Annotated in this window: 8 protein-coding genes; 7 read left to right on the top strand and 1 reads right to left on the bottom strand. The window is 60.1% G+C overall.

The features are described 5' to 3' along the window. Nucleotides 1-201 precede the first annotated feature (201 nt). From ACYP2A_RS13140 to proX, 6 genes are all read left to right on the top strand, one after another. Entirely contained in the window at nucleotides 202-2,220 is a 2,019-nt protein-coding gene (locus ACYP2A_RS13140) for an alpha-1,4-glucan--maltose-1-phosphate maltosyltransferase (protein ID WP_459745502.1), read from the top strand. Between the two features lie 22 nt (nucleotides 2,221-2,242). Continuing rightward, the gene (gene treS / locus ACYP2A_RS13145; protein WP_459745503.1) at nucleotides 2,243-5,575 is read left to right on the top strand and encodes a maltose alpha-D-glucosyltransferase; all 3,333 of its coding nucleotides are present in this window, start codon (nucleotides 2,243-2,245) and stop codon (nucleotides 5,573-5,575) included. Further along, the gene (glgB, locus tag ACYP2A_RS13150; RefSeq protein ID WP_459745505.1) at nucleotides 5,572-7,797 is read left to right on the top strand and encodes a 1,4-alpha-glucan branching protein GlgB; all 2,226 of its coding nucleotides are present in this window, start codon (nucleotides 5,572-5,574) and stop codon (nucleotides 7,795-7,797) included. The genes treS and glgB overlap by 4 nt, the downstream gene beginning before the upstream one ends. Nucleotides 7,798-8,083: 286 nt before the next feature. Then, nucleotides 8,084-9,247: a glycine betaine/L-proline ABC transporter ATP-binding protein ProV gene (gene proV, locus ACYP2A_RS13155; RefSeq protein ID WP_459745507.1), complete on the top strand. Its 1,164-nt coding sequence runs from the start codon at nucleotides 8,084-8,086 to the stop codon at nucleotides 9,245-9,247. Nucleotides 9,248-9,280: 33 nt separating this feature from the next. Then, complete coding sequence (proW, locus tag ACYP2A_RS13160) at nucleotides 9,281-10,234, top strand: glycine betaine/L-proline ABC transporter permease ProW (protein ID WP_459745508.1); 954 nt, start codon at nucleotides 9,281-9,283, stop codon at nucleotides 10,232-10,234. A gap of 84 nt (nucleotides 10,235-10,318) precedes the next feature. Next, the gene (gene proX / locus ACYP2A_RS13165; protein WP_459745720.1) at nucleotides 10,319-11,305 is read left to right on the top strand and encodes a glycine betaine/L-proline ABC transporter substrate-binding protein ProX; all 987 of its coding nucleotides are present in this window, start codon (nucleotides 10,319-10,321) and stop codon (nucleotides 11,303-11,305) included. A 21-nt stretch (nucleotides 11,306-11,326) separates the two neighbouring features. Here proX and ACYP2A_RS13170 read toward each other — a convergent pair whose 3' ends face one another. Then, nucleotides 11,327-12,556 (bottom strand): MFS transporter, encoded by a 1,230-nt coding sequence (locus tag ACYP2A_RS13170; protein WP_459745510.1) that lies wholly within the window; start codon nucleotides 12,554-12,556, stop codon nucleotides 11,327-11,329. Nucleotides 12,557-12,713: 157 nt separating this feature from the next. Here ACYP2A_RS13170 and ACYP2A_RS13175 point away from each other — a divergent pair, with 157 nt between their 5' ends. Continuing rightward, nucleotides 12,714-13,835, top strand: coding sequence for a lactonase family protein (locus tag ACYP2A_RS13175; RefSeq protein ID WP_459745512.1), 1,122 nt, complete (start codon nucleotides 12,714-12,716; stop codon nucleotides 13,833-13,835). The last annotated feature ends 51 nt before the right edge of the window (nucleotides 13,836-13,886 follow it).

Below are 13,886 nucleotides of genomic sequence, written 5' to 3' on the forward strand. Positions count from 1 at the left end.
CTTGCCCAGCGTGCTGTTGCATGTGTCTGTACCGGCCATGGTGCTGCGGGTAAAGCTTTGAACTTTACCCTGGAGCGTCGTTCGGAATCTTTGCAGTCGGCACCGCAGGCCCGAGCCTGACGGCTGTCGTTCAACCCATTCAAAGCAGTCAATGCTATGGACCGCACCGCCGCGTCCCCGGGGCGTAAGGAGTGATGCTCGATGAATGAACAGTCATACAGTCCGGATTCTCACGCTTTCCAAACCTCGCCGTCCCATGGTCCGCTGTCCCTGACCCAGGCACTGCAATTGCCGCGTATTGCCATAGAAGACGTGACACCGGTGCTTGACGGTGGCCAGTTCGCGGCCAAGGCGATCATTGGCCAGCCGGTCACGGTGACCGCCAAGGTCTATGCCGATGGTCACGACAAGCTGGCTGTCCGGCTTGACTGGCGTGCCGAAGGTGAAGCGCAGTGGCACAGTACGGTGTTGCAGGAGCTGGGCAATGACAGCTGGACCGGCAGCTTCACGCCGGTAACGGTGGACCGCTATGTGTTCCGTCTGCAGGCCTGGATCGACCTGTACGCCAGCTATCGCTACGAACTCGACAAGAAGCATGGCGCCGGAGTGCCGATCGAGCTTGAGCTGGAAGAAGGTCGTATTCATTTGCAACACGGTGCCGAGCGCAGCCAGGGCGATCTGCGCCAGCAGATCGAACAGGTATTGGCGCAACTCGAAGGCAAGGACGCCCAGTCGCGTGTCGCCTTGTTATTGCACAGCGAAACGGCGGCGCTGATGGCGCAGGCCGATAACCACAGCTACCTGAGCGTCAGCGGTGAATACCCGCTGGATGTCGAGCGTGAACGCGCGCAATTTGCCAGTTGGTACGAGCTGTTTCCGCGCTCGATCACTGATGATCCCAACCGTCATGGCACCTTCAACGATGTGCACTCGCGCCTGCCGATCATTCGCGACATGGGCTTTGATGTGCTGTATTTCCCGCCGATCCATCCTATCGGTCGTGCCCATCGCAAGGGGCCGAACAACTCCCTGACCGCAGGCCCCGACGATCCGGGCAGCCCGTATGCCATCGGCAGCGCGGACGGCGGCCATGAGGCGATTCATCCACAACTGGGCACCCGCGAGGACTTTCGCGCACTGGTTGCGGCGGCGGCCGAGCATGGCCTGGAACTGGCGCTGGACTTTGCCATCCAGTGTTCCCAGGACCACCCGTGGCTCAAGGAGCATCCGGGCTGGTTCAGCTGGCGCCCGGACGGCACGATCCGTTATGCGGAAAACCCGCCGAAAAAATATCAGGACATCGTCAACGTCGACTTCTACGCGCCCGATGCCATTCCAGGCCTCTGGCTGGAACTGCGCGATGTGGTGTGGGGCTGGGTCGAGGAGGGGGTCAAGATCTTCCGCGTCGACAACCCGCATACCAAACCGCTGCCGTTCTGGCAGTGGCTGATCGATGACATTCGTCGTCGCGATCCCGATGTAATGTTTCTCGCCGAGGCATTCACCAAGCCTGCGATGATGGCGCGCCTGGGCAAGGTCGGTTATTCGCAAAGCTACACCTATTTCACCTGGCGCAATAACAAGGCCGAGCTGTCGGAGTATTTCACCCAGCTCAACGATGTGCCGTTGCGCGATTGCTACCGGCCGAACTTCTTCGTGAACACGCCGGACATCAACCCGCACTTTCTGCACAACAACGGGCGGCCGGGCTTTCTGATCCGCGCCGCGCTGGCGACCATGGGCTCAGGCTTGTGGGGCATGTATTCAGGGTTTGAAATTTGCGAGTCGGCGCCGCTGCCAGGCAAAGAAGAGTATCTGGATTCGGAGAAGTACCAGATCCGCATCCGCGACTTCACGGCACCGGGCAATATCATTGCCGAAATCGCACAGCTCAACCGCATTCGTCGGCAGAACCCGGCCTTGCAGACGCATCTGGGGCTCAAGCTGTACACCGCCTGGAACGACAACATTCTGTACTTCGGCAAGCGCACCGCGGATGGTAGCAACTTCATTCTGGTTGCGGTCAGCCTTGATCCGCACAACGTACAGGAAGCGCATTTCGAGTTGCCGCTGTGGGAAATGGGTCTGCCCGACGATGCCCAGACTCAGGGTGAAGACCTGATGACAGGGCACCGCTGGACCTGGTACGGCAAGACGCAGTGGATGCGTATCGACCCGCATTACCAGCCCTTTGGTATCTGGCGCATCAGCGCGACCTAATCCACGCTGCCGGGAGATCGCCATGGCGAAGAAGTCCAGAAACGCCAGCTTTATCAACGACCCGCTCTGGTACAAGGATGCGGTGATCTATCAGGTGCATGTCAAATCGTTCTTCGATTCCAATGACGACGGCATCGGCGACTTTCCCGGCCTGATCGCCAAGCTCGATTACATTGCCGAGCTGGGCGTGAACACCATCTGGCTGTTGCCGTTCTATCCTTCGCCGCGTCGCGACGACGGTTACGACATTGCCGAATACCGTGCGGTGCACCCCGACTACGGCAGCATGGGCGACGCCAGGCGCTTTATCGCCGAGGCACACAAGCGCGGTTTGCGGGTGATCACCGAGCTGGTGATCAACCATACCTCCGACCAGCACCCGTGGTTTCAGCGTGCGCGCAATGCCAAAAAGGGCTCCAAAGCCCGTGATTTTTATGTGTGGTCCGATACCGATCAGAAGTATCAGGGCACGCGGATCATCTTTCTCGACACCGAGAAATCCAACTGGACCTGGGACCCCGTGGCGGGTCAGTACTTCTGGCACCGCTTTTATTCGCACCAGCCGGATTTGAACTTCGACAACCCGCAAGTGATGGAAGCGGTGTTGAGCGTCATGCGTTTCTGGCTGGACCTGGGTGTCGATGGTTTGCGTCTGGATGCCATTCCGTACCTGATCGAACGCGATGGCACCAACAACGAGAACCTGCCCGAGACCCACCAGGTGCTCAAGCGCATCCGCGCCGAAATCGATGCCCATTACCCTGACCGCATGCTGCTCGCCGAGGCCAATCAATGGCCGGAAGACACGCAGATGTACTTTGGCGACAGCAAAGGCCCGGACGGCGATGAATGCCACATGGCATTTCACTTTCCACTGATGCCGCGCATGTACATGGCCCTGGCGCAAGAAGATCGTTTTCCGATCACCGATATCCTGCGCCAGACCCCGGAAATTCCGGCCAATTGCCAGTGGGCGATTTTTCTGCGCAACCACGATGAGCTGACCCTGGAAATGGTCACCAGTCGTGAGCGCGATTACCTGTGGAACCATTACGCGGCCGACCGCCGGGCGCGGATCAACCTGGGTATTCGCCGGCGCCTGGCGCCCCTGGTGCAGCGTGACCGACGCCGGGTCGAGCTGCTGAACAGCATGCTGTTGTCCATGCCCGGCACGCCGACCTTGTATTACGGCGACGAACTGGGCATGGGCGACAACATCTACCTGGGCGATCGCGATGGTGTGCGCACGCCGATGCAGTGGTCGATCGATCGCAACGGCGGCTTTTCTCGCGCCGACCCGGCCAGCCTGGTGCTGCCACCGATCATGGACCCGCTGTATGGTTACCAGTCGGTCAACGTCGAAACCCAGGACGCCGATCCGCACTCGTTGCTGAACTGGACCCGGCGCATGCTGGCGGTGCGCAAACAGCAAAAAGCCTTTGGCCGCGGCACGCTGCATATGTTGTCACCGAGCAATCGCCGCATTCTGGCCTATATCCGTGAGTACACAGGGAGCGACGGGCACACCGAGACCATTTTGTGCGTCGCCAACATGTCCAGCGCAGCGCAAGCGGTCGAGCTGGAGCTGTCAGCGTATGCCGGCAGGGTACCGGTCGAGATGCTCGGTGGCAGTGCCTTTCCGCCCATTGGCCAGCTCAATTACCTGCTGACCTTTACGCCCTATGGCTTTCATTGGTTTCTACTTGCAGCGGAGAATCAGATGCCCAGTTGGCACATTGAACCGGCGCAAAGCATGCCGGATTTCCCGACCCTGGTGCTCAAGAAGCGCCTGGAAGAATTGCTCGAAGAGCCCCTGCGCGACATCATCGAAAACACCGCCCTGGCTGTCTATCTGCCCAAACGGCGCTGGTTTGCCAGCAAGGACAAACCCGTCGAGAGCGTCCACATCGCCTATGCGGTGCGCCTGAGCAATGGTGATCGTCCGGTGCTGCTCAGCGAGATCGATGTGATCGCAGGCGGTCAGCAAGAGCGCTATCAACTGCCGTTCGGCCTGTTGGCTGAAGAAGATTTCAGCAGTGCGCTGCCGCAGCAACTGGCCCTGAGTCGGGTACGTCGCGGGCCGCAGGTCGGACTGATCACCGATGGCTTTACCCTGGAGCATTGCATCCGCGACGTGATCCAGGCCATGCAGGCCCAAACCGTTATCGATATTGACGGTGTACACGGTCAATTGCGTTTCGAGGCGACTGAAAAGCTCGCGCCGCTGGGGCTCGATCAGCAATCGCAGGTGCGCTACCTGTCGGCCGAGCAGTCCAACAGTTCGGTGGTTGTCGGCGACGCTCTGGTGCTGAAAATGATCCGCAAGGTCAGCGCCGGGGTTCACCCGGAGCTGGAAATGGGCGCTTACCTGACCGGTGCCGGCTATCAGTACATTTCGCCGTTGCTGGGGGCGTTATTGCGCGTCGATGCTGACGGCCAGCCGCATTTGCTGATGATTGCCCAGGGTTACCTGAGCAATCAGGGCGATGCCTGGGAGTGGACGCAGAATAATCTGGAGCGGGCGGTGCGCGATCAACTGGCGCATGGCACTGCCGGCCAGGAGTCGTCTTATAACGCCCTGACCGAACTGGCCGATTTTTCGCACAACCTTGGCTTGCGCCTGGGCGAGATGCACCAGGTGCTGGCAGCGCCCACCGACAACGCCGACTTTGCCGTGGAAACCACCACGGCTGATGAGGCTAAGGCCACCGCCGAACAGGTGCAGGCACAGATCGAACGCGCCCTGAAATTGCTCGAACAGCGCAAAGCCGGCCTGCAACCTGAAGACCGTCAATTGGTCGATGACTTGCTCGCACAGCGTAAACGCATCGAAGCCCACGTGCTGTCGCTGGCGCTCGCATCGGAAGGCGGGCTGCGCATGCGTGTGCACGGTGACCTGCACCTGGGGCAGATTCTGGTGGTTAAAGGCGATGCCTACCTGATCGATTTCGAAGGCGAGCCGGTGCGTCCCTTGCAAGAACGGCGCGGCAAATACAGCCCGTTCAAGGATGTCGGCGGCGTGTTGCGATCTTTCGACTACGCTGCGGCGATGGCCGTGCGCAGTGCCCAGAGCGCCGATACCTCACAGGAAGCGATTGCCGCTCGCCGGCACGTGGCCCACGCGTATCTGGAGCAGGCACGCAAGGCATTTATCGACGGTTACCGGCAGGCGAGTGCAGGCATTGCTCATGCCTGGAAAGACCCGCAAGGAGAGCGTGCGGCCCTTGAATTATTTACCCTTGAAAAAACCGCCTATGAAGTAATCTATGAAGCCGAGAACCGCCCGGACTGGTTGGCCGTGCCTTTGCAAGGCTTGCGTGGATTGCTGGAATTGAACGATGGAGAGTCAACATGAATGCGCCTGATAAACGCGGCACGGGCCGCCAGCCACTGCCCGATGCTGTCGACACGGACGCTTTGATCCGTGCCGAACACCGTGATCCATTCTCCATCCTGGGCCCGCACGACGATGGTAACGGCGGGCAGATCATACGTGCCTACTTGCCGGGTGCGCTGAGTGTGCGGGTGTTGGCGCGTGGCAGTGAACAGGAACTGGGCGAGCTGCCGATGACCCAGGTACCGGGCTTTTTCGCCGGCCAGTTTCCTCAAGCTCAGCCGTACTTGCTTAAAGTGCAGTGGGCCGGCGGCGAGCAGATCACCGAAGACCCGTACAGCTACGGGCAATTGCTTGGCGAGATGGACATCTACCTGTTTTCCGAGGGTAATCACCGTGATCTGGGTAGTTGCCTGGGCTCACAGGTGCAGACCGTCGATAACGTCCAGGGCGTGCGCTTTGCCGTCTGGGCTCCCAATGCCCGACGCGTCTCGGTGGTCGGCGACTTCAACAACTGGGACGGTCGCCGCCACCCGATGCGCCTGCTGCACTCTTCGGGCATCTGGGAAATCTTCGTGCCGCGCCTGCAGCCGGGCGAAAAGTACCAGTACGAGATCCTGGGTCAGCACGGCATCCTGCCGCTCAAATGCGACCCGGTGGCGCGGGCCACGACCTTGCCGCCCGAAACCGCCTCAAAAGTCGCAGGCCCCTTGCAGTTCGAGTGGCAGGATCGCGAGTGGATGGAGGTACGCGGTGACTTTCATGCGCCGTCTGCACCGCTGTCGATTTATGAGCTGCACGCAGGCTCCTGGCAAATGGAACAGAACGAAGACGGTACCGCCTGGCGCCAGTACAACTGGCGTGAACTGGCCGAGCGGCTGATTCCGTACATTCAGGAGCTGGGCTTTACCCATATCGAGCTGATGCCGATCATGGAGCACCCGTTTGGCGGCTCCTGGGGCTATCAACTGCTGGCGCAATTTGCACCGACTGCACGCTACGGTTCGCCGGAAGATTTCGCGTTCTTCGTCAACGCCTGCCACCAGGCCAATATCGGTGTGATTCTCGATTGGGTGCCGGCACATTTCCCTACCGATACTCACGGCCTGGCTGAATTCGACGGCACCGCACTCTACGAATACGGCAACCCGCATGAAGGCTTTCATCAGGACTGGAACACGCTGATCTACAACCTGGGGCGTACCGAAGTGCACGGCTTCATGCTGGCCTCGGGGCTGTTCTGGCTCAAGCATTTCCACATCGACGGCCTGCGCGTCGATGCCGTGGCTTCGATGCTGTATCGCGACTATTCGCGCAAGGCCGGCGAATGGGTGCCCAACCGCTTTGGCGGCCGCGAAAACCTTGAGGCTATCGACTTTTTGCGCCACCTCAACGATGTCGTAGCGCTGGAAGCACCGGGCGCGCTGGTGATCGCCGAAGAGTCTACGGCCTGGCCGGGCGTCACCCAGACCACTCAACAGGGCGGTCTGGGCTTTGCCTACAAATGGAACATGGGCTGGATGCATGACTCGCTGCATTACATCCAGCAAGACCCGATCCACCGTGGCCATCACCATAACGAGCTGAGCTTTGGCCTGGTGTATGCCTGGTCCGAGCGCTTCATTCTGCCGATTTCCCACGACGAAGTGGTGCACGGCAAGCGCTCGCTGATCGACAAGATGCCCGGTGATCGCTGGCAGAAATTTGCCAACCTGCGCGCCTACCTGACGTTCATGTGGACCCATCCGGGCAAGAAGCTGCTGTTCATGGGTTGCGAGTTCGGCCAGTGGCGCGAATGGAACCACGACGAGCAACTGGACTGGTACCTGTTGCAGTACGCCGAGCATATCGGGGTCAAGAAACTGGTCGGCGATCTCAACCGCCTGTACCGCGAAGAAAAAGCCCTGCACGAACGCGACACCGAGCCAATGGGCTTCCAGTGGCTGATCGGCGACGACCACGCCAATAGCGTTTACGCCTGGCTGCGCTGGAGCAAGCAGGGCGAGCCGCTGCTGGTGGTGTGCAACCTGACGCCGGTGCCACGCGATGACTATCGCGTCGGTGTGCCGTTTTCCGGGGCGTGGGCCGAATTGCTCAACAGCGACTCTGAAACCTATGCCGGCTCCAACAAGGGCAACGGTGGCGAAGTTCGCGCCACCGATGTGCAAAGCCACGGTCAACCCGCTTCACTATTACTGAACCTGCCACCCTTGGCGGTGCTGATCCTCAAGCCTAAGGGCTAGAGCGCATAAGGCACCTGCGCGATTGCATAATCGCGCAGGTGCCGTCCTTGTAATACCGCGCCGACATAATAGAAATTGACCCGCCCGTACAATTCCCTCCGTACCGTCAAGCGTAAAGTAAGCCCACTCCAAGGCATTGATCATTCGTAGCCAATGACTCAGGCCGCATCCGTATTACCACCGACTCGCGCTCTTTCTTGAGCGTACTGCCAATAGTGATTGCACCACAGCGCTTTTATCAGGCGTCGATGCTGTTATTGGTGATAAAGATAATAATGAGGGTCGTATGAGCATAAGTAACGAGGCCATTCTTTCTGTCTCCACTATATTCAAGATATTCGGTCCGCATCCGCAGCGGGCCATGGATATGTTGCGTCAGGGCGCCGACAAGAACGAGATATTCAGCAAGACCGGTCATGTGGTCGGCGTATTCGACGCCAGTTTTTCCGTCAAGCGCGGCGAGATCTTCGTCATCATGGGCCTGTCCGGTTCCGGCAAGTCGACCATGGTGCGGTTGTTCAACCGCCTGATCGAACCGACCTCGGGCAGCATCCACCTCAATGGCCGCGAAATCACCGGCCTGTCCGATAAAGAGTTGCTCGATGTGCGGCGCAAGGACATGGGCATGGTGTTCCAGTCCTTTGCCCTGATGCCGCACATGAGCGTGCTGGAAAACACCGCTTTCGGCCTGGAAATCTCCGGTGTATCCGAAAAGGAGCGTCACCGCCGTGCCAGCGAAGCCTTGAGCCAGGTCGGCCTGGCCGGGCATGAGCACAGCTATCCGCATCAGTTGTCCGGCGGCATGCAGCAGCGTGTCGGTCTGGCTCGCGCCCTCACCAACGACCCGACCATTCTGCTGATGGACGAAGCCTTCTCGGCCCTCGACCCGCTGATTCGCAGCGAGATGCAGGGTGAACTGATTCGCCTGCAGGCCGAGCAACAGCGCACGATCATTTTCATCTCGCACGACATCGAAGAAGCCATCCGCATCGGCCATCGCATCGCGATCATGGAAGGTGGCCGGGTGGTGCAGATTGGTACGCCGCAAGAATTGATCAACCAGCCGGCCAACGAGTATGTGCGCACCTTTTTCAAGGGTTTTGACAGCTCGCGTGTGCTCAAGGCCGGTGATGTGGCGCGTCTCGACCCGGAGCTTGTCTGTCGGCTCAACGGCAAGGCGCCGCAGTTCAAGGCCTCTGCCGGCTATGGCTATCTGGTCGATGAACAGGGCCACCTGCTGGGTGTGGTCGACACTGATGCCTGCGGCGCCGCCGCGCCGGATCGCCATCGGTTGCATGAGCAGCACCCCGTCTTCGTCGACACGCCGTTGCATGAAGTGCTGGGCATTGTTGCATCGCTGCCGTACCCGGTGCCGGTTCTTGACCGTGCCGGCACGCTGAAGGGCACGCTGTCCAAGAACCAGCTGTTGCAGACCCTGAGCCGCCACTAAGCACCCGCTGCCAGAAAAAGAGGTCGCCCCACCATGTCTGAATTCAGTCTTCTCGACCCGTTCCAGTCCGCCACCATTCCATTAGGCGACTGGGTAGAAAGCATCCTTAATTACCTGGTACACAACTTTCGCGATGTCTTTCGCGCCATTCGCTGGCCCATCGATCAGGTACTCAACGGTATCGAGTACACCCTGCAAAGCATTCCGCCAAGCATCGGCATCCTGCTTTCGACGCTGCTGGGCTGGCAACTGGCAGGCAAGCGCATGGCGCTGCTGTCGTTTGTCACGTTAACGCTGCTGGGCCTGATCGGCGTGTGGTCGGAGTCGATGACCACCCTGTCACTGGTGCTCACGGCGGTGTTCTTCTGTGCGGTGATCGGTATTCCGCTGGGCATTCTGTGTGCCCGCAGCGACCGCCTGGAAAGGGTGGTGCGGCCCATGCTCGATGCCATGCAGACCTTGCCGGCGTTCGTTTATCTGGTGCCGGTGGTGATGCTGTTCGGCATCGGTAACGTGCCCGGCGTACTGGTCACGATCGTGTTTGCTTTGCCGCCGCTGGTACGCCTGACCAACCTGGGCATTCGCCAGGTGCCGGAAGACAAGATAGAAGCCGCCCGCGCCTTTGGCTGCACGCCGTGGCAGATGCTCAAGCGCGTGCAGTTGCCGCTGGCCACCTCGACCATCATGGCCGGCCTGAACCAGACCTTGATGCTGTCGCTGTCGATGGTGGTCATCGCCTCAATGATTTCGGTCGGCGGTCTGGGCCAGATGGTCCTGCGCGGCATCGGCCGCCTGGACATGGGCCTGGCCACCGTGGGCGGCGTCGGCCTGGTGCTGCTAGCGATTTTCCTCGACCGCCTGACCCAGGCCATGGGCGAGCGCACCGGCGCCGACCCGAGCCTGCGCTGGTACCAGACCGGCCCGGTGGGTGTCGTCCTGCGTGCCTGTGGCGCGAAACACCCTGCAGGGCGGCGCAAGACCGCCTGAGCAATCCCTTTTCTCGATCTGCCGTACTTGAAGATAAAAACCAGAAGAAGGTATGCAACGATGAACACGCTCGCTCGTAGTTTTATGCTCTGTGCTTCGGCCTTGGTGCTGGGTGTAACAGCCCTGTATGCCAGCGCTTCGGCTGACAAGCCTGGGGATGGCACCAAGGTGACCGGGATTTTTCCTTCGGTCGCTGAAGAGCGGTTTCGCGGAGAAATCGCCATGGCAGGTCTGCGCGAGCTGGGTTACAAGGTCCAGGAGCCCAAGGAAACCGAGTACGCCACGATGGTGCTGGCGGTCGCCTATGGCGATGCTGATTTCACCGTGAACCTGTGGGACAAACTGCACGATGATTTCTATCAGAAAGCGGGTGGCGACCGTAGCATGGTCAAGGCCGGGGACATCATGCCTGGCGTGCTTCAGGGTTACCTGATCGACAAGAAAACCGCTGACAAATACAACATCAAATACCTGACCGATCTGCAAAAGCCCGAAATCGCCAGGCTGTTCGACACCAATGGCGATGGCAAGGCTGACCTGACCGGTTGCAATCCGGGCTGGGGCTGCGAGCTGGTGATCGATCACCATCTCAAGGCCTATGATCTGGAAAAAACCGTGGTTGCCAACCGTGGTTCGTACTTTGCGCTGATGGCCGACACCATTGCCCGCTTCAAGGAAGGAAAACCCATCCTCTATTACACCTGGGTTCCGCAATGGATCGCCGGCGTGCTGGTCGAGGACCGCGATGTTGTCTGGCTCGAGGTGCCCAGGACCGATCTGCCGGGCGGTAAAAACGATGTCGACACGCTGTACAAGGGCAAGAACCTGGGCTTTGCGGTGGACAAGGTAGAGGCCGTCCTGAACCGTGACTTCGCCGAGAAGAACCCGGCAGCGCTTAAGTTTTTGTCAGTGATGCAAATCACCACCGCCGATGAAAGCGCGCAGAACCTGAAGATGCAGCAGGGTGAAAACAAGCCCGCCGATATCCGTCGCCATGCCCAGCAATGGGTGGCCGCCCACCGCGCGCAGTTCGATCAATGGCTGCAAGCCTCACGTGAAGCCGCCAAGTAATGGCAGCCAGGTAGTGGCGGCTCAGGTGTTGATCGCACTGACCGGCTGTGGCCGGCGCGACAGCCACCAGGTCAGCGCCAGGGCCAACAGCGACAACACCGCACTGTAGAAGAAGATCAGCCCATAGCCCTGACCCAGGGCTATGGCGCCCATCAACGGTCCGGCAATCGCCATGGCCAGATCGAAGAACACCGCATACGCACTCAACCCGGCCGAGCGACTGGCGACCGGCACCCGCTTGATCGCCTCCACGCCCAGCGCCGGATAAACCAGCGACAAGCCCAGCCCGGTCAGGCCCGCGCCGATCAATGCAATACCGGTATTGGGCGCCAGCCACAGCAGTGCCAAGCCGACGATTTCGACGCCCATGCACGCCATCGCAGCCAAAAAGCCGCCCAGGCGATTGATCGCGCCGATAAACAACAGGCGCGAAACGATGAAGCACACCCCGAACAGCGTCAGGCAGTACGCTGCGCCTTCCCAGCCACGGCTGATATAGAACAGGGTAATAAAGGTGGTCAGGGTGCCGTAGCCGATCGACGCCAGGGTCAGCGCCAGGCCAAAGGGTGAGACGCGGCCGAATACTGACCAGTAAGGCATGCGTTCGCCCTTGATCACCGGCACCGATGGTTTGTGCCGGATCAACAGCAAGCCGGCGCCGGCCAGCAGAACCAGGGCGATGCCCAGGCTATGGAAGCCGACTTCGCCGATCATCCAGACCCCCAGCGGCGCGCCGATGGCGATAGCGCCATAGGAGGCGATGCCGTTCCAGGAAATCGAACGGGCCGTGTGTTCTACGCCGACCTTGGCAATCGACCAACTGATGGTGCCGACGCCGATGAAGCCTTGGGCTACGCCCATGAACAGCCGCGCGACGATCAACAGGGTCAGGCTGGCCGTTGGAAACGTTTCGCACAAGGTGCCGATCAGGGTCAGCACACCGCCAATGACAAAGCCCGCCAGCCCATAGACGATGGCGCGCTTGCTGCCGAGGTTATCGGTTATCCGACCCGCAAAGGGCCGGCTGATCAGTGTGGCCAGGTACTGCGCACCAATCGCCAGGCCCGCCACCACGGCACTGAATCCCAGCTGGTCATGGATATAGCCCGGCAGGATGGCCACCGGCAAACCAACGCACAGAAAGGCAATGAAGGTGTAGAGGACAATACCGACGATTTGCAGGGTAATCGCGGTGTTACCGGGTTGAGCGACGGCAGAGGAAGGACCTGAGGGTTTGGAGCTCAAAGACATAAGGTGGGTCCACGGGCGGTGGGGTGGGCGTGCTTCATGATGGCGCGTGATGGAGGTAAATGAAAGCAGGCTATCTATTTTACCGGGCAGTTATTGCCGACTCGCCGGGAATAGTCATAGGATGACTGATAACAACCACAACAACAAAGGCGACTCCATGATCAAACCCCTCGTACTGGCCATTGCAGCAGGCCTGAGTGTCAGCGCTCAAGCGGCAACCTTTGCCTACATCTCCAGCCCTGCCGATGGCTTGATTTCGCAATATCGACTCGATGAAAGCGATGGTTCGCTGAGTCTGGTGACCCAGACCAGGGCCGGTGATCAGGTCAATCCGCTGGCCGCAGCGCACGATGGCAGCCGACTGTACGCCGCCTTGCGCGTCAAGCCGTACAAGGTCGTGGGCTATCGTATCGAGCCGGGCAGTGGTCATTTGCAGGCACTCTCCGAAGCACCGCTGGCCGAAAGTCTGGCTTACCTGTCCCTCGACCGTAGCAACCGATACTTGCTCGGCGCCTCCTATGGCGGCGATCTGCTCAGCGTACAGCCGGTGGATGCCACCCAGAGCACACAGATCAACACCTACAAGACCGGCCTGCACGCCCACTCGGCGCGTACCGATGCGAGCAACCGCTTCGTTTACGCTGGCAACCTGGGCGTCGATCAGGTGCTGCAATATCGACTCGACAAAGAACAGGGCAGCCTGACACCCATCGGCACCGGCAAGGTCGCCGTGACGGCCAACAGCGGGCCACGCCATCTGGCGTTCTCACCAAACGGCAAGTTTCTGTATGTGGTGGGTGAAATGAGCGGCACGGTGACCGGCTTTGCCATCGATCAGAGCAGCGGTGCGCTGACTCAGGTCGGCCAGGCCGAAGGCATTCCCGAACGCTTGAAACTGGCGCATGGCGAGGTTCGCGATGCTCGCAACAACGACCTCAAGGACGACCCGACCCCACGCATCTGGGCGGCAGATATTCGTATCTCGCCGGATGGCCGCTTGCTGTTCATCAGTGAGCGCACCAGCAGCACGGTATCGGTGTTCAAGGTCGAACCCGACAGCGGCCAGGTCAGTTACCTGAACAACTATGCAATGCAGGAAAAACAGCCGCGTAACATTGCCGTGGCGCCAAGCGGGCGCTGGTTGCTGGTAACCGGAGAAAAGAGTGACACCGTTGGCAGCTATGCCATTGGTGAGAACGGGGCGCTGCAGCGGGTAGGCGAGGCGCCGTCAGGCAAAGGGGCGGTGTGGATCGAAATGGTCCAGGTGCCCGACGCCTGACACCTGAAACGCCAACCCCGCCATGCAGGCGGGGTTGGCATTGACTCAGAG

It is taken from the genome of Pseudomonas sp. 3A(2025) (assembly GCF_054589175.1).

Bases quoted from the DNA above. Each gene is read 5' to 3' on its own strand.
- glgB (WP_459745505.1), top strand. From the start codon at position 5,572: ATGAATGCGCCTGATAAACGCGGCACGGGCCGCCAGCCACTGCCCGAT.
- ACYP2A_RS13140 (WP_459745502.1), top strand. From the start codon at position 202: ATGAATGAACAGTCATACAGTCCGGATTCTCACGCTTTCCAAACCTCG.
- proV (WP_459745507.1), top strand. From the start codon at position 8,084: ATGAGCATAAGTAACGAGGCCATTCTTTCTGTCTCCACTATATTCAAG.
- ACYP2A_RS13170 (WP_459745510.1), bottom strand. From the start codon at position 12,556: ATGTCTTTGAGCTCCAAACCCTCAGGTCCTTCCTCTGCCGTCGCTCAA.
- proX (WP_459745720.1), top strand. From the start codon at position 10,319: ATGCTCTGTGCTTCGGCCTTGGTGCTGGGTGTAACAGCCCTGTATGCC.
- proW (WP_459745508.1), top strand. From the start codon at position 9,281: ATGTCTGAATTCAGTCTTCTCGACCCGTTCCAGTCCGCCACCATTCCA.
- treS (WP_459745503.1), top strand. From the start codon at position 2,243: ATGGCGAAGAAGTCCAGAAACGCCAGCTTTATCAACGACCCGCTCTGG.
- ACYP2A_RS13175 (WP_459745512.1), top strand. From the start codon at position 12,714: ATGATCAAACCCCTCGTACTGGCCATTGCAGCAGGCCTGAGTGTCAGC.